Genomic DNA, 18,901 nt, shown 5'->3' with positions numbered 1-18,901 from the left:
ATCCCGAACTCGGCCGTGAAAGGCGACCGCGCCGATGGTACTGCGTCTTAAGGCGTGGAAGAGTAGGTCGCCGCCAGGTCTGCCAAGAACAGGAAAAACCCATCCACAATCCCTCATCTCCCCCACCGCACACACACAACACCCAGGCCTCCCAGCGCGGGGTGGAGCAGTCCGGTAGCTCGTCAGGCTCATAACCTGAAGGTCGCAGGTTCAAATCCTGCCCCCGCAACCAAATTCGCCCGCTAAGTCAAAAACTTAGCGGGCGTTTTGATTCTACGCCTATGTTCCCATCGAGCCCGTGGAAGCACTGTGGAAGCAAGAGGGGCCGAAGTCCTTCATATCACTGCGTAAATCTTGCCGCTTGGAGAGCCCCTGCGGGTGCCGGGGGTGGCTGACGCGGTGGCGCCGGGCTGCTATGGCTGGGTCGTTGTTGTGGGCAGTGAATTGGCAAAGGAGCGGCCATGGGGGGTATTGCGTTCGTCGGCGATCCCCATGGCGCCTGGCGCGAGATCCGCTTTGCCCTGGAAAGCCGGGTTCGTCTCGACGGGCTCGACGGCGTGGTGATCGTCGGCGACATGGGGCTCGACCGGCCGATCGACGAGGAACTGGCCTATCTCGACGCCGCCGGCGTGCCGGCCTATTGGATCGCCGGCAACCACGACTTCGACACCGAGGCTTATCACGACTTCCTGTTCGAAAGCCGCTGGGCCGGGCGCAACCTGCACGGCCGCGCGGTGACCATGGGCGGCGTGCGGGTCGCGGGTCTCGGCGGCATCTTCCATCGCCGGACCTGGTACCCGCAAGGCCCCGACGACGCGCCGACGGTCCACACCCGCGACGAGGTGGTGCAGCGAACCCGCAAGGGTGACCGCTGGCGCGGGGGGCTGCCGCGCAAGCGTCGCCAGCATATCTACCCCGAGGACATCGCCGCGCTGGCCCAATCCCAGGCCGATATCCTGGTGGCCCACGAGGCGCCGCGGCTCGACCCCTTGCCCGCGCCCTGGACCGAGCAGCGGGGCTTTTACGGTGTCGAGCGGGCGGCTGCGGCCTGCGGGGCGGCGCTGATCGTCCACGGCCACCATCATGTGGCCTATGAGGCGCGCACGCCGGCGGGCCAAGCGGTGCGCGGGCTCGACCTGGCCGAGTGCTGGATCGCCCCGGCGACGCGCCCGTGACCAGCCGGACCCCGGCCCCTTGAAACGCCGTCGCCACCGGACCCACGGACCGTCACTGCCGCGCCGCCGCGCCCTGTGGGCGGGGCCCAAACGCGGCTTTGGGCGGGCGCAGGGCCGCGTGATCGCCATCAGCGGCCGGTCAGGCAGACCGGGATAGGAGCGTAAAGCGGTCGAGGAAAGGGAGGCGAAAACGACCCTTTATGTCGGCCACGGTATCGGCCGCGGCACCCAGGGGGGCGCCAAAGCCGGACCAAGCCCGTTACTTGAAAAATGTGATCGGTCATGATCTGTATGGTATACGATTGGTAAGACCATGGAGGCTATCATGGGGTCGGAACGTTTTCTCAGCTCGGGGCATTCGAGCTACGCCTTCCATTCGGCGCTGGCGGACGCCCGGAACGCCGAACATGATGCGATGATCGCCGACCGCGACCGGCGCATGGCGGAAAGCGGCCTGAAGGACGCGCGGGCCGAGGCTGATTTCCAGCGCCAGCGGGCGGAAAAGCTCAAGGCGGAACGGGACGATTTTGTCGACCGGAATAAGCATAACTATCAAGTGTCTCATGCCGTCAAAGCAGAACGCGAGATCCACAAGGAGATATCGACCATCCGCCTGCGAGTGATTCAGGAGCTGGCCAGCGGGCGGAAAAGGTCGATCGACGGCGTCAACGAGGCGTTCGGTCCCTATCTCGAACAGTTCATACGGGACAAGCTCGCGCCGATCCGCGAAGAACGCCCCGATCTGGCGGATACAATAAACGCCCGGGTGCCGCGCCAGATCGTCTGATCGTCGCGTTAGATGTTGGAAGAGCCGGGCTAAGGCCCGGCTCTTTTTTATACGCCGTCTTTACCTCTTTCATTATCCTTCGGCACGCTGTCTTCCTGCTGCTGCTTTTTCGCCTCCTTCTCGTCATGCTTTTTGACCTGCGGGTTGCGGTTGCTCATCGCGGACCCCGCAGCCTTGCCCAGACGGGAGGCCCCGCCGGTGGCCTTGTGGATGCCGCTGCCCGCCGCCTTGCTCGAGGCGAGCCCCGCCACCGCGGCCTCGGCGTCCTGCTCCTCGCGCTGCGCCGTGCTCGGGCCGCCCATCCCAACCCGGATGGCGCACTTTGTCATGAATGCGATGCCCGCTTCGGGTGGTTGTCCATGGCCCGTGATCCGGGGCGAGGGCCGGAGCCATTATCTGAGAGCGTTGGAGAGTGCCAACCTGAAACAGAATATCGCCCCCTTCGCGTAGTTTTCCGCCGATCGGGTTCGGTAGTCACTGGAGCGAGACGGACCTTTTCGGGGGACGGGCTGAATCTCTTTGACACAAGAGACGCGGCCATCGCTGACGTTTCCAAAGCTGTGAGTTTCGCGCTCTGGAGCCGCCGATAGGGCGTTTCCACCTGCACATCTGGGATCAGCCGGCCAATGTGGCGGCATGAACGCTTCCGTCTTCTGTCCAGCCCTTGAGATGGCGCCCCTCTGCCCAAGCCCCGATGCGTCTGTCCTGAAGCGATGGTTGAGAAACGGATCTTTTGTTGGCATTATAATAATCAAAGCAGGATTCGGGTTCCTTTTATTATTTTGAGCTTAACGAAAGGTCCTTCTGATGCTGGGGCACTTTTGGCTGAACCCTCGATCGAGGGCGACCCGAGTTCGGCGCGGATAGCTGCGCGATGGGCCATCAGCGTCTCGGAAAGCTTCCTGCTTACCGCTTGTTGCCTGAAATCGTCAGGTATCTGGTGACCGGCGGTACGCCGACCGAGGATCTGGTCGACCAAGTCACCGAGGTTGGCCGGGACGCACTGAAGCTTGCCCGGAAAGACCCTGTATTCATCGAGGCCCTTTGGCTTCTTATCAGGGTTCCGCAGGCGGCCGATTCGAAAGACTTCCCGGCCAACCTCAATGATCTGGGCATGGCGGATATGGCGCCAGCTTCCCTATCAGATGTGCTCGTCAGCTATGATCGCGCTATTGAGAAGGTTCAGAGGCGATTGCACGCTGGGGCGACAGACCTTGGCGAGATAGCGCGCCGTGCCGGCCTCTCGGCTTTGGGCGAAGCGGTGCGAGGCGCGTTGCCGACCCTATGGGCTCCAACATCAATCGATGTGCAGGCGTCGGTCGCAGCTCTGAAGGGAACGGAGCAATTTGCGGCTCTTGCTCATCGTTTTTATGCAAACTTCGCCGAACGCGTGATCCACTACTACGTGGATCGAAACATCCACAACATGGTGGGTGCCGGCAGGGTCGCGCGATCTGTTCACGATCTCCGTGCATTCAATGATTCCATCCGACGCCACTGTGACGAGTCGGCCCTCATCATGCGCGCTTTCGCCAAAGACTGGTTGGGCAAGAACCACTACAGGGATGGCAAACAGATATTGCGAGACGACGTTCGTCGATTCTCTGCCCATGCAGCTGAGAAAATGCGGATCGAACTCGACATCAGAAAGGGGGCACCGTGAAACGGTACTTGATTGAATGCGGTGCCTCTCAACCCTCGGCGGCAGACGCGATCGCTATGGATGTCCAAGGGGTCGCCAAGAATGTCAATCTGCGCATCGACTATATTAGCCGGACGATGCTTGGAAATGTCCCTGAATTATTGATCGACTTGCTCGAAGTTGCGGCTTACGTCTACTGTGCAGATCAGAGGCTTGTTCGGGGGTCTGAAAAACTGCGGAATTTCGGCGAGAGTTGGCGACGTAGCCTTCGCTTCTCTATCCCTGTGCGCCATTTAGAGGTATGGCAGGATCCTGGCGTACAGGAGGTTTTGGCTGACACTCTCGGCTTCTTGTCGGACGACAGCTACGAGTTTGATTTTCGAATAGCCGAGGCTCCAGTCCAGCCACGGGAGCTGTACTTTCCAGATCTCCTGGATGCGTCAGCGGAGCATGACGAGGTCGCCTTGTTCTCCGGGGGCGTGGATTCGTTCGCAGGGGCAGTCAATGATATTGTCACTCTCGGGAAATCGGTCACGCTTGTCGGGCATTACTCTTCCACCAAGGTCCGCGCGGTCCAGGAGAACCTGATTCAAGGTCTGCGGCAGCGGGGCTTGGATCGACGGGTTTCCTACATTCCGGTTTGGGTCAGTAACGAAAATGAGCGGGCTCGCGAATTCACACAGCGAACGCGGTCCTTCCTTTTTGCCTGCCTTGGGCTCGTGGTCGCGAGGATGTCCGGAAAGGACAGGTTCAGCTTCTATGAGAACGGCGTCGTCAGCATCAATCCACCATTGGCGGGCGATGTCGTCGGCGGCCGTGCTACGCGCACCACGCACCCGAAGGTGCTGCGCGGATTGGAGGCATTGTTCTCACTGCTCTTGGGCCGCCAGATCGAGATCCAAACGCCGCTGCAGTGGCTGACCAAGAAGGAGGTGACTCAGAAAATCAAGGAAGCGGGCGTGGCCGACATGCTCGGCGAGACTGTCAGTTGCACCCGTCCACGAAAATGGACCGAAAAGCAGAAACATTGTGGCGTCTGTTCGCAGTGCATCGACCGGCGCTTCGCCGTGCTCGCTGCAGGCATGGGAGGCCACGAGCCGGCCGAGAACTACATGCGTGACCTTCTCCTCGCCGATCGCAGTGCCGATGACGATCTGCGCATGGCCCTGAGCTACGTCTCGTTCTTCCAAAGGGTTGCGGCAACCCCCAAGGAGCGGTTTCTCGTGGACTTCCCCGAGGTGGTGTCGGCGCTCGACCGTTTTTCCGGCCTGTCCACCCAAGACGCGGGCGACCACGTCTACGACCTCTTTCAGCGCCATGCGAAATCGGTCGAGGAGGTCATCACCACAGCGGTTTCCGAGCATATAGGTCCGTTGTACCGGCGCGAGTTACCGTCCGGCTCGTTGCTGGCAACCTGTTTCAGCCGGGGTCACATCGAAGCGCCACCGCCTTCCCATTACGACGTACAGGCCAAGGCATTTATGGATCGCCTTGTCGCCCCTGTCCTCGAATTCGCTTTCGACCAGGATGACAAGCGCGTTCTGTTTCAGGGAAGCCATTACCTTGAAGGTGCGAATTTCCGCGTGGTCGAAGCGCTGATCGAGAACTTTCGGGAAGCCAAGAGGCAAAGAGAAGACGTCCCCTTCTTACCCGCCACCGACTTGGCGGACCGACTTGGCCTCAGCGACCAGTCGATGCGTCAGCAACTTGGGCGATTGCGAAAGGCCATCGAACCGCTGACCGTGACGCTCGGCATCCCGCTGGACCAAGATTCGTTTGTCCAAACGAAGGAGCGCGCTGGCTATCGCCTGAACCCCGAATGGCGGGAGGTCTCGGTCGGGGACATCCGGGTCGATACCGCGGTCACATCACAAGCTTGAGCCGATTACGTCACGGCCCGATCTACCCGACGTCACAACTCGCCCGCTGAAAGCCCCGGATTCCGGGGCTTTTTCGTGCGCCGACGTCACAAGAAAGACGAGGCCTGATTATATATCTGCGTCCGTAACACGTTGAAAATGCTCGCATATCCAGGCGCTCCAAAGCGGCTGGATGAAGCGGAAGGCACATCAACGGAGTTACACCTATGTCACTCAGGCATTTGAACCAGATCGAGCTAGCCGCTCGCTGGAACATCAGCCACCGCACCCTTGAGCGCTGGCGCTGGACGGGCGACGGGCCCGCGTTCATCAAGATCGGTGGCCGGGTCGTGTACCGCCTCGAAGACGTCGAGGAGTACGAGCGCGAGCAGATCCGCGCGAGCACCGCCGACCACCCCAGCAAGCCTGCAGCGTGAGGGGGCGGTGATGACGATCTCCAACCGCATCTCCCTCGATGAGCTCCGGCGCATGGCCGTCGGCGACATCGCCGCTCTGTCCGGCGAACAACTTGCCCTCCTGCAGGACGATGCCTCCGACGCCCTGCGCCGCGCCAAGACCGTCTGCGACTGGCTCGATGGGGCCGTCGCGCTCAAGTACGGCGACCGCGCCCACGCAGCACGCCAAGCGGCCGGCAAGGACACCGGGACCATCCGCTTCGACGACGGCGCGGTCATCGTGATCGCCGATTTGCCGAAGCGCGTCGATTGGGACCAGGCGATGCTCGCCGCTCTCGTCGAACGCATCCGGGCCGAGGGCGACGAACCCACTGAATACGTCGACGTCGTGATCAAGGTGCCCGAGCGCAAGTTCGCGGCCTGGCCGAGCCACATCCGCTCCACCGTCGAGGACGCGCGCACCGTCCGCACCGGCAAGCCCAGCTTTCGTCTTTCCCTGAACACCGAGGTGACGTCATGAGCATCACGAAGAAACTCGCGGTGCTCCGCGAGCAGCATTACGCGCTGGAAAAGCTGCCCGAGACCATCCGGGTGCCGGCCATCGCCGACCGTCGCGACGAGACCGTCAAGCCGGTCGGGGCGGCCTCGATCGACGACCTGGCCTTCGCCCTCATCGGGCTGAACGAGCAGGCATTGGCGCTCTACCGCGAGATCGATGCGGTGCGCACCCTTCACGATGAGGCCCGCAAGGCCGGCGCGCTCGGCGCGGACATCGCGATCGACGCCCTGATCGCAGCGAAGGGAGGGAAGTGATGGCCCTCCCGATCATCTCCGCCGATCAGCGTCTCGCCGAGCCGCGCGGCGTCAAGGGAACGATCTTCGGCAAGTCCGGGATCGGCAAGACCTCGCTTCTCTGGACGCTCGACCCCGCCACTACATTGTTCATCGACCTGGAGGCGGGCGACCTGGCCATCGAGGGATGGTCCGGCGACAGCGTCCGGCCGCGCACATGGGCCGAGTGCCGCGACTTCGCGGTCTTCATCGGTGGACCCAATCCGGCGCTGCGGGACGACCAGGTCTACAGCGATGCCCACTACGCGGCGGTGTGCGAGCGTTTCGGCAATCCGGCTTCGCTCGACCGCTACCACACGGTCTTCATCGACTCGATCACCGTCGCCGGGCGGCTCTGCTTCCAATGGTGCAAGGGGCAGCCCGAGGCGTTCTCTGAGAAGACCGGCAAGCCCGATGTCCGCGGCGCCTACGGCCTGCACGGCCGCGAGATGATCGCGTGGCTCACGCATCTGCAGCACACGCGGGCGAAGAACGTCTGGTTCGTCGGGATCCTCGACGAGAAGCTCGACGACTTCAATCGGCGCATCTTCCTTCCGCAGATCGATGGCTCGAAGGCCGGCCTCGAGCTGCCGGGCATCGTCGATGAGGTCCTGACGATGGCCGAGATCAAGGACGGGGCCGGCGCGCCGTACCGTGCCTTCGTCTGCCAGACGATCAACCCATGGAACTTCCCGGCGAAGGATCGCTCCGGCCGTCTCGATCCGATTGAGGAGCCGCATCTCGGCCGCCTGATGGCCAAGATCCGCGGACCCGTGAAGCCCGCCTCCGAGCGGCTCGACTATCGCAGTCCGCCCCGGACCGTGACGGCCCCGGCCGCCGACGCCCCCACCCATTCCGAAAACGCCTGAACGAGGAGACGCCAGCCATGACTGGATCCTGGAACGATTTCAACGACGCCAAGCAGAACAGCAACATCATCCCCAAGGGAACGCTGGCCAAGGTGCGCCTGACGATCCGTCCGGGCGGATTCGACGATCCGGCCCAGGGCTGGGCCGGCGGATACGCCACGCGCGGTGCCACTGGTGCGGTGTATCTCAATGGCGAGTTCACGGTGCTCGAGGGCCCCTATGCCCGGCGGAAGATCTTCACCCTGATCGGGCTGCACAGCCCCAAGGGGCCGGACTGGGCCAATATGGGCCGCAGCCTCGTCCGCGGCATGCTGAACTCGGCGCGCGGGATCTCGGACAAGGACACCTCGCCCGAGGCGCAGGCGGCACGTCGGATCAACGGCTTCGCCGATCTCGACGGGCTCGAGTTTGTCGCGCGCATCGACATCGGCTCCGATGCGATGGGCGAGGACAAGAACGAGATCCGTGCCGCGGTCACGCCCGACCATCGCGACTATGCGCAGGTCATGGGCACGGCCGGGCATGGCTACCAGCCGCCTGCGCAGCCCGCGCCGCAGCCGGCGGCGGCACCGAAGCCCACCGCTCCGGCGGCCCCCGGCCGTCCGGCCTGGGCGCAGTGAGGAGCGTCCGATGCGGCTGCGTCCCCGCCAGAAAGTCTTCGTGGAGCGCAGCCTCGCTGCGCTCTCGAAGCACGGCAACACGCTCGGCGTCGCGCCCACGGGCGCGGGCAAGACGATCATGCTCTCGGCCGTCACCGGAAAGCTTGTGGAGGAGACGGAGGCCAAGGCCTGCGTTCTCGCCCATCGTGACGAGCTGACCGGCCAGAACCGTGCGAAGTTCGCCCGGGTCAACCCGGAGGTGACCACGTCCCAGGTAGATGCCGGCTCCAAGTCATGGGTCGGCCAGGTCACCTTCGCCATGGCGCCGACGCTGTCGCGCTCGGCGAGCCTGAAGGCGATGCCACGGCTCGATCTGCTGGTGATCGACGAGGCGCATCACGCGGTGGCCGACAGCTATCGTCGGATCATCGACCGCGTGCGCGACGCCAATCCCGAGGCCCGCATCTTCGGCGTCACGGCGACGCCCAACCGCGGCGACCGGAAGGGACTGCGCGAGGTCTTCGACAATGTTGGCGACCAGGTCACGCTGGCCGAACTCATTGCCTCGGGTCACCTCGTGCCGCCGCGCACCTTCGTAATCGATGTGGGCGTGCAGGAGAAGCTGCGCGCCGTGCGCAAGACCGCGTCCGACTACGACATGGGCGCGGTTGCGGAGATCATGAACCGCGCACCGGTCACGGCCGAGATCATCCGGCACTGGCGCGAAAAGGCCGGCGACCGGCAGACCGTGGTCTTCTGCTCGACGATCGCCCACGCCGATAATGTTGCCGAAGCCTTCAATGGCCACGGGATCCCCGCCGGCGTCATCCACGGCGATATCGGGTCCGAGACGCGGCGCCGGATCCTCGCGGCCTATGCCTCTGGCGAGATCCAGGTCGTCGTCAACGTGGCGGTGCTGACCGAGGGCTGGGACCACCCGCCGACTTCCTGCGTGGTGCTGCTGCGGCCGAGCTCCTGCAAGTCCACCATGATCCAGATGGTCGGGCGGGGCTTGCGCACGGTCGATCCCGTCGAGCATCCCGGCATCGTCAAGACCGACTGCATCGTGCTGGATTTCGGGATCTCAAGCCTGACGCACGGCACGCTGGAGCAGGACGTCGATCTCGACGGTCGCGATCCAACGCCTTGCGATGCGCCGACGAAGACCTGCCCGGAATGCGAGGCGACGGTCCCGCTCGCAGCCCGCCATTGCCCGATCTGCGGATACGAGTTCCTGAGCGACGGGGCGCCGCCGCTCGACAGCGTGGTCATGTCCGAGATCGACCTTCTCAAGCGCTCCAGCTTCGCCTGGGAGGATCTCTTCGATGACGAGTCCGCGCTCATGGCAAGCGGTTTCAATGCTTGGGGCGGCGTGTTCTTCCTTGAGGGGCGCTGGCATGCCGTAGGCGGCGGGAAGAATGAGCGGACGCGCCTCCTCGGGGTCGGCGAGCGCACCGTCTGCCTGGCGCAGGCCGACGACTGGTTGAACGAGCATGAGACCGACGAGAGTGCGTTCAAGTCCCGGCGCTGGCTGGGCCAGGCGCCGACAGAGAAACAACTCCAGTACCTCTCGCCGGCGCAGCGGCAGGACTACGGGCTCACCCGCTACCGCGCCTCGGCGCTGATCACCTTCCAGTTCAACCGGCGCGACATCCGCCGGCTTGTCATGTCGGCCGCGCCCGAGCGGAGGGCGGCGTGAACCATGTCGCGCAAGTCCCATCCCCGCCCACAGCGGCTCCGGATCGACCGAGCTTTGATCGCTGCTGGCATCCGCGCCCGGTGCTCTGCGCCGTCTGCAGCGCGCGCACCCGCGGCTTCGGCTGGTTCGACCCCCACCGGCCGCGCCGGGACCACACCCAAACCCGCCGCTGGTTCTGTTCCATGGGCTGCCAGGCGGCGTTCACCCGCAAAGCAAAGAGAGGACTGAGCATGGTCGATTTCACCGAAGAGGAAACCCAGGCGCTGCCCGCCGTCATGCGCGCGCTTGCCCCTGAGATGGAGCGCATCGGCTGGGACCGGCCGCTGGGCCAGCTGACCCAGAACGACATGCATCGGCTGATCGTGACCACCGTCGAGGCGTTCCGCGCCGAGATGGCCGAGATCGCGGCGGAGTCGGAGGTCCCGTTCTGATGCTGGACTTCAACCACCGCTCCGGCACCGCCGAACGGATCAACGCCGCCGTGGATGCCGCGCTCGAGGCCGAACGCGCTGCCAAGCCGCCGCGCGATTACCTCGGCGCGTCCCGGCTCGGCCATGCCTGCGAGCGGGCGCTACAGTTCGAATTCGCAGGCGCGCCGAAGGACGAGGGCCAGGCCTTCTCCGGCCGGTCGCTGCGGATCTTCGCGATCGGGCATGCGCTCGAGGATCTCGCGATCCGCTGGCTGCGGGCGGCGGGGCTCGATCTGGTCACCCAGAAACGCGAGGGCGGCCAGTTCGGCTTCTCGGTCGCGGGCGGGCGCATCCGTGGCCATGTCGACGGGATCGTCGCCGAGGCCCCAGCGGCGTTGGGGCTACGCACCCCGGCGCTCTGGGAATGCAAGACGATGAACGCGCAGAACTGGCGCGAGACGGTGGCCAAGGGCGTGGCCGTCGCGAAGCCGGTCTATGCCACCCAGATCGCGCTCTACCAGGCCTACATGGAAGCCGCGGTGCCGGGCATCAGCGCCGCCCGCGCGCTCTTCACCGCGATCAACAAGGACACCGCCGAGTTGCACCACGAGCTCGTGCCCTTCGATGCCGATATCGCGCAGCGCATGTCGGACCGGGGTGTGCGGATCCTGCGGGCGACGGACGCGGGCGAGTTGCTGCCGCGCATCGCCGCCCATCGCGACTTCTTCGAATGCCGGTTCTGCCCGTGGGCGGAGCGCTGCTGGAGCCTGCCGGCATGAGCGACGACAACATCATCCACTTCAACCCCTGGCGGGACTTCAACGACGCGGCGCCCTTGGGCGATCCCTTCGCGGTCGAACCGGACGCGGACCAGATCGCCCGCTTCGTCGATGTCGTCTTCGGCTATTCCGAAGGCCTGATCCCGGTCCGCGGCTTCGTCGACAAGGGGCAGGGCAAGGACGGCCGACCGCACAACATCTGGATCGACGCGGATGCCGCTGCGCCCCAGAAACTCGCCACCTTCGCGGGCTGGGCAGCACGCGAGGGCGCGGCGGTCTACGTGATCCCCGGCACGGTTGCGGAAACCGGCCAGGCCCGCGCCGCCGATGTCCTGCAGATGCAGAGCCTCGTGGTCGATCTCGACTCGGGCAACATCCCGGCGAAGCTTGATTACCTCCTCCAGCACCTTAGCCGGCCGACGCTGATCGTCGAGAGCGGCGGGCGCACGCCCCAGGGTGCGACCAAGCTGCATGTCTGGTGGAAGCTGACAGAGCCTGCGGAGGGCACCGACCTCGCCCTGCTTTGCCAACTCCGCGGCGAGATCGCGCTGAAGGTTGGCGGCGACACGCATTTCCGCTCGGCCCACCAGCCGATCCGGGTGCCCGGTACCGTCTATCACAAGGGCGGGCCCACCCGGCTCGTACAGATCCGCGAGGCTTCCGAGCTCGAGGTCGATCTGGCTGAAATGGCCGAGCGCGTCGCCAACATGCCGCCCATGCCGGGCGTCGGCGTGGCCACGGCCGAGCCCCGCGAGAACCCCGCCATCGACGACGTGCTCATGACCCCGGTGCACGAGGGCGGCATGGATGACTGGTCCCGCTTCGAGGGCGCCTCGGCCGCCATAGGGTATTTCCTGCGGCTGGTCCACGCGGGCCGGATGTCGATGGACGAGGGCTGGACGGCGATCTGCGGCTACAACGCCGCGATGCTCCGTCCCGCCTGGCCGCTCGACCGGCTGAAGCGCGAGACGAACCGCCTGTGGGCGTTGCACATCAAGCGGCACGGGCCGCCGCTGATCCGCCTCGACAGCGCAGCATCGGCGCAGACCGACCTGCCGACCTTCACGCTGGGGGCGCTGCTCGACGACACGAGCCCGATGCCCGACGACATCATCGGCCCGCGGGTGCTCACCCCGGGCGGGCTCCTGGTGCTGGGCGGCGCGCCCAAGGTGGGCAAGAGCGACCTGCTGATCGCCTTGCTCGTGCACATGGCGGCGGGTGCGCCCTTCCTCGGTTTCACGCCGCCACGGCCGCTGCGGATCTTCTACCTGCAGGCCGAGATCCAGTATCACTACCTGCGCGAGCGCATGCAGCAGATCGGCCTGCCGCTCCCGCTAATCGCCGCCGCGCGTGACAATCTGATCGTCACGCCGAAGCTGCAGATGCTGCTCGATGCCGAGGGCAGCGCGCGCGTGGCCGAGGCAATCAGGGCCGCATTCCCCGACGAACCGCTCGACATCCTCTGCATCGACCCGATCCGGAACCTCTTCGACGGCGGGCCCGACGGCGGCGGCGAGAACGACAACGTCGCCATGATGTTCTTCCTCAAGGACCGGGTCGAGGTGCTGCGCGACCACGTCAATCCCGACTGCGGCGTGATCCTCGTCCACCACACCAAGAAGCTCTCGAAGCACCAGGTGAAGGAAGATCCGTTCCTCGCGCTCTCCGGCGCCAGCGCGCTCCGCGGCTTCTACACCACCGGCCTGATCCTGCATCGGCCCGACGAAGACGCCAGCGAGCGCCGGCTGGAGATCGAACTGCGCAACGGCCCCGCGCTGCCTGCCAAGGTGGTCGACAAGGTGAATGGTACCTGGACCGAGTTCAACCCGAGCAGCGAGCGGCTGGTGCGCAAGGACCTGGGCGCCAGGCATGACGCGGAGCGGGACCGCAAGAACCTGGTCGTCCTCGGGCTGATCTTCGACGAGGCGGCCGAGGGACGGCTCTACACCGCCACCCAGTTTGCCGAAGCGTTCGAGAACCAGCACGACCTTGGCGGGCGCTATAGCATCCGCGAACGGCTCGCGGTTCTCGCCACCAAGGGGCAGATCAAGTTCCGCCGGAATTTTTCGGAGCATGGCTTCCCCGGCACGCAATCGCATTTCGGGTATCTCGTCGTCCGGGACATGCGCTTCGGCCGCGATCCCGTCATCGACGCCGAGACCGGTGAGGTTCTCGGAGAGGGCGTCGCGGTCCTGCCGACCCATTACAAATGCCCCCATTCCGGCCGCGCGCGCGAGGTCGAGAACCCCTACGTCTGGGTCTATCCGGAGGAGGTCCATGACTGACTTCCTCATCATGAGCGCGGCCTTCCTCATTCTCATCCCTTCCTCATGGCCCAATGAAATCAATGGGTTGGCCATGAGGATGAGAAAGGCCCTCCTCATGGACCTTTCTCATCGCCCGTCCTGCAAAATCGCAATCAAAACAGCGCCTTACGCCCAAAACATGAGGCGAGTGGGGAAGCCCCCATACTACGTATGGGGAGGCCAACCGGCAGGTTTGGCCTCTCCTCCCATACGTCGATGGGTATCCGCGCGCGGGCCTCGACCCTCTCTGCACATCCCGATCCGACGACGGCGGTCCCGACTTGCCCAGGCACCAGACCGCCGTCGTCTTCCACCCGAGCAGCCAACCAGAAGAGGAGACCACCCATGGCTGACCTGACCCTCGCCACCAGCAGACGCGAAGCAACCCCCGATCTGCCTGTCGCGCACCCCGCCGATCGCACCTTGCTCGCACTCGATCTCGGCACCACCACGGGGTGGGCCCTGCACGGAGCCGATGGGCTGATCAACTCCGGCACCGTCTCCTTCCGCCCCGGTCGCTTCGATGGCGGCGGCATGCGCTACCTGCGCTTCACCAACTGGCTGACCGAGATCGATCGCCTGTCGGGACCGATCGCCGCGATCTGGTTCGAGGAGGTCCGCCGCCACGCCGGCACGGACGCCGCGCATGTTTACGGCGGGCTCATGGCCACGCTCACCGCCTGGGCCGAGCTGCGCGGCGTGCCCTATCAGGGCGTTCCCGTCGGCACCATCAAGCGCCACGCCACCGGCAAGGGCAACGCCAACAAGGCCGCCATGATCGCGGCGGCGCAGGCCCGGGGCTTCTCGCCGGCCGACGACAACGAGGCGGACGCCATCGCGCTCCTGCTCTGGGCAATCGAGACGGAAGGAGGTGTGCAATGAGGTGGCACCCGAAAGGCTACGGCGGCCAGCGCCGCGATCCGGAACAGGTGAAGCGCGAGGGCTGGCGCGAGCAGGGTCTGCTCGCCGTCTCGCTCGAGGACACGCGGCTGACCTGGCCGGAACGCGAACTCGTCCGCCAACTCGGCGAAAAGCTCTACGGGTCGCGCCGCTCCGACGAGGGAGGGCGCCATGGATAAGTGGACCCCATCGCTCGTCGAGGCCCGTTTCGCCGAAGCGGCCTTCGTGCTCAAGCGGCTGCCCGAGCCGCGACGGCAGGGCTACTTTAGCACCTGGCCCGAGATCATGCACAGCTTCGCCGACAAGGTGGGCCAGGAGCCCAAGCCCATGCGCGTGCTGCCTTCGCCGCAGGCGATCAGCCGGATGGAGGAGACGCTGACCTGGACCGCCTGCCTCGATCCCGACGACGGCAAGATCGTCTGGATGCGCGCCCATGGCGAGCGGTGGAAGACCATCTGCTGGACAGTCGGCCTGCAACGCTCGGCCGCCCATCAGCACTGGCTCTACGGGCTCTGCGTGATCTCGCTGACGCTCAACAAGCGGCGGTTCAATCGCAGTCTCTCCAAGCGGCGCGTGATCGAACTGGCCGGTGGCGCGTAACATGTCGCGCCACCGGGTAAGGTGTCCGCCGGACACTTTTCGATGGGACAGAACCGGCTCTCGGGCGGTACAAACGGGATATACTCGGGAGAGGCGCGCGCGGGACGGGCCGCCGCCGCTGGCATCCCGGGGTCCGGTGCAGGGTCCAGCCGGGCGGCAGGCCGCTAAGCCATTGAATTCAATGGTTCCTTCCTGGCGACTATGTATGCTGGCGGGCGTGGCGCGATGTTTCGCCAGCGTCAGGGCCGGATTTTTGGGAAGCCACCGGAGTCCAGCGCTCCGCCACGACGCCTGAAACCCTCGTGAATTCAAATACCTGACCGGCCGCCCGGGGTGGATACCCCGCGGATGCCGGGGTCCAGCCGGAAGCCGGTGGAACCCGCCGCGCCGGAGTCCACCCGGCGGATGCCGATCGACCATCGACAGGAACCTGCATGACCCTCGCCTTCGCCCCCGAGCGGATCGAGACCTGGCCGCTTGCGCGCCTGCAGCCCTACGCGAAGAACGCGAAGGTGCACGGGCCCGACCAGGTCGCGAAGATCGCCGCCAGCATGGCCGAGTTCGGCTGGACCGTGCCGTGCCTCGTCGGCGAGGATGGCGAGCTAATCGCGGGCCACGGCCGTGTGCTGGCGGCGACGCAGCTCGGGCTGACCGAGGCGCCGGTGATCGTGCTGGGGCATCTGACCGAAGCGCAGCGGCGGGCCTATCGCATCGCGGACAACAAGCTGACCGAACTCGGCAGCTGGGACGAGGCACTGCTCTCGGCCGAGCTGCAGGACCTGCTTGCGGACGACTACGACCTGTCGCTGGTCGGCTTCTCTGACGGCGAGCTGGACAAGTTGCTGGCCTTCGACCCGGACGAGGGCGGCGAAGAAGAGGGTGGCGCCGGGGGCTCGGTGCCGCCGGTGACCATCCCCGAACCGCCGCGCAATCCCGCTTCGCGGGCCGGCGATCTGTGGATCCTCGGCGATCACCGGCTGCTCTGCGGCGACAGCACCAGCCACGAGGATGTGCGCCGCCTGATGAATGGCGAGCGGGCGATCCTGTTCGCGACGGACCCACCGTATCTCGTCGACTACGACGGCTCGAACCACCCGACGCGGAACAAGGACTGGTCCGCGTCCTACGGCACCACCTGGGACGACAGCAGCCAGGGCGCGGAGCTCTACGACGGCTTCATCGCCGCCGCGGTCGCGGAGGCCATTGCCGACGATGCCGCCTGGTACTGCTGGCACGCCTCGCGCCGCCAGGCGATGCTGGAGGCCTGCTGGGAAAAGGCCGGCGCCTTCGTCCACCAGCAGATCATCTGGGTGAAGGACCGCGGGGTGCTGACCCGGTCGCATTACCTCTGGAAGCACGAGCCCTGCTTCATGGGCTGGCGCCGCCCGAACCGCCCGCCGAAGGTGGCCGAGCAGACGCTGCCCTCGACGTGGGAGATGCCGTCCTTCGCGAAGGACGAGCGCCCCGACCATCCGACACCGAAGCCGCTCGAAGCGTTCGGCATCCCGATGCGCCAGCATGTGGCGCGCGGCGGGCTCTGCTACGAGCCGTTCTCGGGGTCCGGCTCGCAGATCATGGCGGGCGAGGCCAACGGCCGGCGTGTCTTTGCGATGGAGATCAGCCCGGCTTACGTTGATGTTGCCGTGGAGCGCTGGCAGGCCGAGACCGGCCGCGACGCGATCCTCGACGCCGACGGCCGGACCTTCGCAGAGGTGCGCGAGGAGCGGCTGGGAGGGAATGCGGGCAACGAGGAAGCGGCTGCATGAAGCAAAGTCGGACCATGTCGATGGTCGAGGCCGTGACGAATGTGGTCGTCGGTTACGTTCTGGCCATTGCTACCCAGATCGTCGTATTTCCCTGGTTCGGGATCGAGACAGGGCTCGCGGAGCACATGACCATCGGCCTCGCTTTCGTCGGCGTTTCCCTGGCGCGCGGCTACCTGCTTCGCCGGCTGTTCGAGGCGCTCCGGGTGCGGTCGCGGCTACACTAGAGGAAGTTCTGCTGCTGTCGGGCACGCGCTGCGAGCTTGGGAAGCCCTTTGGCGGTCAGGTCCAGAATGAACTCCGGCTGAGAATACGGCGGGTTCTTGTAGATGGCGCGTAGCTCGCGGAGAACGGCCAGTGCCTCGGCGGGATAGAGATCGAAGGTCCGCGAAAGGAACTCGTCCGCGTCGATAGCCTCGATGTCGTAGGGCTCCAGCCTCTCGGCGGGGAAGTCGGTGAGATTGTCGGTCACGATGTGCTGGGCGCCGCATTGAATAGCGGCCGCGAGTACATGCCGGTCGTCCGGATCGGGCAGATCGAGCGCTGCGATCAGCGGTTCGTGGCCGGTGACGAGCGCTTCGGGGAAGTGGTGCTGCATCGCCCGCTTTTGCGCGCGGATGCTCTCTTCGAGGTGGGGCTTCAGGGCCAGAAGGTTGCGCGTCCACTCGTCGAGGATCTCGCCCGACCATCGCGCCCGGAAGAGGCCGGCGTGGTAGAACCGCAAGAGAACGTCCCGCTTCCTGAATGGAAACAGGACGTTCGCATCGAGGATGACGACGAAACGGTCGGCGACGTAGCTCAAGAGGCGTCGAAGTCCTGTCCAAGCCGCGCAAGCTCATCCAGTGCCGCCGTGCGAGCGGCATCCCGCCGCTTCTTGTAGGCCATCAGGTCGGCATGCATCACACGGCGGTGCGAGCCCACTGGAATGAACGGGATCTCGCCCTCCTTCAGCAACTTGCTGAGGTAGGGGCGCGACACGTTCAGGATGTCGGCGGCCTGCTGGGTCGTGAGCATGGCGCCGGTCGGAACGAGGGTGACCATGTCGCCACGCGAGACGTGGCCGAGAAGATCGATCATGATATCGGCCAGCGCCGGCGCCAGCCGGACAGGTTCGCCGTCGTCGCCTCGGATCTCGAGCGCACCGTTCTCGGCGCGCGCGGTCGCAAGCGCGGTCGCGGCCTCCGCCGCGCTCGCAATCTCCTCGCGCGTCGGAAGCCGGCGCGTCAGGTCGATCACTTCGGCAGCGTTCTTCATGTCAAGCTCCTTCCCGGTCGGTCACATGCGGGTAGATAGCAAGAGGCGCGGCGCCTCTCAAGTGAAACAAGCGCAACAAGTGCAAAAAGCGTAACCCTCCGTGTCGCCCGACCCTGAGCCGGGCGACACGCCTTGAGCGCAGTCACTCTGCGATGCGGTAGCAGCGCCCGCGTCCCTCGACCTTCTTGGAGGTGATGGTCAGGCCCAGCTTCTTTTTGAGCGCGCCGGACATGGCGCCGCGTACCGTGTGCGCTTGCCAGCCGGTGGCGGCGGCGATCTCGTCGATGGTCGCACCGCCCTCGGTGCGGAGCATCTCGATCAGCGTCTCCTGCTTGGTGCCCTTCCGGCGCAGGACCGGGGCAGGCGGTGTTTCCGCCAGCGGTGTCTCCTCCTGCTCGTCCGTGATCCCGAGGGTGCTGTAGGCCAGAGGCGTGGCGCGCAGCGTGATCGGGCCGCGTTCCTCGTCGTGGCGGTAGACGGTGTTGAGATCCGGGGCGGGGATTTCCTCGATCAGGCCCCGCCTGAGGAGGCTCTTGCAGACGTTGCCGACGGCGCCGCCCTTGAGGTTGGCGGTGACGGGAAAGATGGCTCCGTCCTCCCGCGCGCAGGCGGTGGACAGGATGACGGCTTGGGCGTCGGAAAGCTGGATCTGGGGCATGATGGTCTCCGGTGTTCGGACGTCGCGGAATGCAGCGCCTTCTACCGGGTAAAGCCCGCCGGTCGGCGGGCCGCTCGGGGAGTTGGACCAGCCGGACTACTCGGCGTGTTCGTCCTCGCCGAGGGCAGTGTCGGTGATGCGCTTGAGGGGGCTGGCATAGTGGTCGAGGGTCCCGACATGGCCCCCGTTGATCTCGTCGGGGTGGGCGTTGAACTGGTCGTCGCTGAGCGCCTGCAGGCGGGTCGTCATCGTGGTGGCTCCGGGTGAGTTGCCTCGTCGTCGTGGGCGGGACGTTCGCTCTCTCTGCGCGGCTTATCAACTCGATAAGCGTCTGACGTTGAATGACAATCGGGG

The 18,901-nt window shown here is 65.6% G+C and carries 22 protein-coding genes, 1 tRNA gene, 1 rRNA gene and 1 pseudogene; 20 read left to right on the top strand and 5 right to left on the bottom strand.

The genetic code is table 11. The annotated features are described in order from the left end of the window. The 4 genes from rrf to EV659_RS13970 all read left to right on the top strand — a co-directional run. A 5S ribosomal RNA gene (rrf, locus tag EV659_RS15270) occupies positions 1-79 on the top strand; the annotation flags it as partial. Between the two features lie 76 nt (positions 80-155). Continuing rightward, positions 156-232 (top strand) — tRNA-Met (locus EV659_RS13980). A 229-nt stretch (positions 233-461) separates the two neighbouring features. Then, the gene (locus tag EV659_RS13975; protein ID WP_132709515.1) at positions 462-1,175 is read left to right on the top strand and encodes a metallophosphoesterase family protein; all 714 of its coding nucleotides are present in this window, start codon (positions 462-464) and stop codon (positions 1,173-1,175) included. Positions 1,176-1,500: 325 nt separating this feature from the next. Continuing rightward, entirely contained in the window at positions 1,501-1,962 is a 462-nt protein-coding gene (locus EV659_RS13970) for a hypothetical protein (protein ID WP_132709514.1), read from the top strand. 47 nt (positions 1,963-2,009) lie between these two features. On the opposite strand, the gene EV659_RS13965 is transcribed toward EV659_RS13970, so the two are convergent. Beyond that, positions 2,010-2,291 (bottom strand): hypothetical protein, encoded by a 282-nt coding sequence (locus EV659_RS13965; protein ID WP_132709513.1) that lies wholly within the window; start codon positions 2,289-2,291, stop codon positions 2,010-2,012. A gap of 545 nt (positions 2,292-2,836) precedes the next feature. Here EV659_RS13965 and EV659_RS13960 point away from each other — a divergent pair. The 16 genes from EV659_RS13960 (at position 2,837) to EV659_RS13885 (ending at position 16,862) form a co-directional block, all read left to right on the top strand. Next, complete coding sequence (locus EV659_RS13960; RefSeq protein WP_132709512.1) at positions 2,837-3,625, top strand: hypothetical protein; 789 nt, start codon at positions 2,837-2,839, stop codon at positions 3,623-3,625. Further along, on the top strand, positions 3,622-5,484 hold the full coding sequence (locus EV659_RS13955) for a 7-cyano-7-deazaguanine synthase (RefSeq protein ID WP_132709511.1): 1,863 nt from the start codon (positions 3,622-3,624) through the stop codon (positions 5,482-5,484). The genes EV659_RS13960 and EV659_RS13955 overlap by 4 nt, the downstream gene beginning before the upstream one ends. A gap of 206 nt (positions 5,485-5,690) precedes the next feature. Next, positions 5,691-5,900 carry a helix-turn-helix transcriptional regulator gene (locus EV659_RS13950; protein WP_132709510.1) on the top strand — a complete coding sequence of 70 codons (210 nt, stop codon included), beginning with the start codon at positions 5,691-5,693 and terminating at the stop codon, positions 5,898-5,900. Positions 5,901-5,910: 10 nt separating this feature from the next. After that, positions 5,911-6,399, top strand: coding sequence for a hypothetical protein (locus tag EV659_RS13945; RefSeq protein WP_132709509.1), 489 nt, complete (start codon positions 5,911-5,913; stop codon positions 6,397-6,399). Beyond that, complete coding sequence (locus EV659_RS13940; protein ID WP_132709508.1) at positions 6,396-6,692, top strand: hypothetical protein; 297 nt, start codon at positions 6,396-6,398, stop codon at positions 6,690-6,692. The genes EV659_RS13945 and EV659_RS13940 overlap by 4 nt, the downstream gene beginning before the upstream one ends. Continuing rightward, positions 6,692-7,579: an ATP-binding protein gene (locus EV659_RS13935; protein WP_132709507.1), complete on the top strand. Its 888-nt coding sequence runs from the start codon at positions 6,692-6,694 to the stop codon at positions 7,577-7,579. The genes EV659_RS13940 and EV659_RS13935 overlap by 1 nt, the downstream gene beginning before the upstream one ends. Before the next feature lie 17 nt (positions 7,580-7,596). Continuing rightward, positions 7,597-8,199: a hypothetical protein gene (locus EV659_RS13930; RefSeq protein WP_132709506.1), complete on the top strand. Its 603-nt coding sequence runs from the start codon at positions 7,597-7,599 to the stop codon at positions 8,197-8,199. 10 nt (positions 8,200-8,209) lie between these two features. Then, positions 8,210-9,877, top strand: a complete 1,668-nt coding sequence (locus tag EV659_RS13925; RefSeq protein ID WP_132709505.1) for a DEAD/DEAH box helicase — start codon at positions 8,210-8,212, stop codon at positions 9,875-9,877. A 230-nt stretch (positions 9,878-10,107) separates the two neighbouring features. Beyond that, positions 10,108-10,308 carry a DUF6511 domain-containing protein gene (locus EV659_RS13920; RefSeq protein ID WP_132709504.1) on the top strand — a complete coding sequence of 67 codons (201 nt, stop codon included), beginning with the start codon at positions 10,108-10,110 and terminating at the stop codon, positions 10,306-10,308. Then, on the top strand, positions 10,308-11,066 hold the full coding sequence (locus tag EV659_RS13915; RefSeq protein WP_132709503.1) for a PD-(D/E)XK nuclease family protein: 759 nt from the start codon (positions 10,308-10,310) through the stop codon (positions 11,064-11,066). Before EV659_RS13920 ends, EV659_RS13915 begins: the two co-directional genes overlap by 1 nt. Next, positions 11,063-13,351 (top strand): AAA family ATPase, encoded by a 2,289-nt coding sequence (locus EV659_RS13910; RefSeq protein WP_132709502.1) that lies wholly within the window; start codon positions 11,063-11,065, stop codon positions 13,349-13,351. Before EV659_RS13915 ends, EV659_RS13910 begins: the two co-directional genes overlap by 4 nt. Before the next feature lie 366 nt (positions 13,352-13,717). Then, on the top strand, positions 13,718-14,254 hold the full coding sequence (locus EV659_RS13905; RefSeq protein WP_132709501.1) for a hypothetical protein: 537 nt from the start codon (positions 13,718-13,720) through the stop codon (positions 14,252-14,254). Next, on the top strand, positions 14,251-14,451 hold the full coding sequence (locus EV659_RS13900) for a hypothetical protein (RefSeq protein ID WP_132709500.1): 201 nt from the start codon (positions 14,251-14,253) through the stop codon (positions 14,449-14,451). Before EV659_RS13905 ends, EV659_RS13900 begins: the two co-directional genes overlap by 4 nt. Beyond that, entirely contained in the window at positions 14,444-14,872 is a 429-nt protein-coding gene (locus EV659_RS13895) for a DUF6362 family protein (RefSeq protein ID WP_132709499.1), read from the top strand. The genes EV659_RS13900 and EV659_RS13895 overlap by 8 nt, the downstream gene beginning before the upstream one ends. Positions 14,873-15,306: 434 nt before the next feature. Next, positions 15,307-16,638, top strand: a complete 1,332-nt coding sequence (locus EV659_RS13890; RefSeq protein WP_132709498.1) for a site-specific DNA-methyltransferase — start codon at positions 15,307-15,309, stop codon at positions 16,636-16,638. After that, positions 16,635-16,862 (top strand): DUF7220 family protein, encoded by a 228-nt coding sequence (locus tag EV659_RS13885; protein WP_132709497.1) that lies wholly within the window; start codon positions 16,635-16,637, stop codon positions 16,860-16,862. The genes EV659_RS13890 and EV659_RS13885 overlap by 4 nt, the downstream gene beginning before the upstream one ends. On the opposite strand, the gene EV659_RS13880 is transcribed toward EV659_RS13885, so the two are convergent. The 4 genes and pseudogenes from EV659_RS13880 to EV659_RS14750 all read right to left on the bottom strand — a co-directional run. Then, complete coding sequence (locus tag EV659_RS13880) at positions 16,859-17,437, bottom strand: VapC50 family PIN domain-containing toxin (RefSeq protein WP_132709496.1); 579 nt, start codon at positions 17,435-17,437, stop codon at positions 16,859-16,861. The genes EV659_RS13885 and EV659_RS13880 overlap by 4 nt on opposite strands. Next, positions 17,434-17,889, bottom strand: coding sequence for a helix-turn-helix domain-containing protein (locus EV659_RS14755; RefSeq protein WP_165878915.1), 456 nt, complete (start codon positions 17,887-17,889; stop codon positions 17,434-17,436). The genes EV659_RS13880 and EV659_RS14755 overlap by 4 nt, the downstream gene beginning before the upstream one ends. Positions 17,890-18,031: 142 nt before the next feature. Further along, complete coding sequence (locus EV659_RS13870) at positions 18,032-18,547, bottom strand: DUF3489 domain-containing protein (protein ID WP_132709495.1); 516 nt, start codon at positions 18,545-18,547, stop codon at positions 18,032-18,034. 96 nt (positions 18,548-18,643) lie between these two features. Then, positions 18,644-18,796 (bottom strand): annotated as a pseudogene (locus tag EV659_RS14750) (hypothetical protein); the annotation flags it as partial. Positions 18,797-18,901 lie beyond the last annotated feature (105 nt).

The organism is Rhodothalassium salexigens DSM 2132, assembly GCF_004341375.1.
In the GTDB taxonomy this organism is placed as follows: domain Bacteria; phylum Pseudomonadota; class Alphaproteobacteria; order Sphingomonadales; family Rhodothalassiaceae; genus Rhodothalassium; species Rhodothalassium salexigens.
This window is presented reverse-complemented; position numbering and strand designations above follow the sequence as displayed.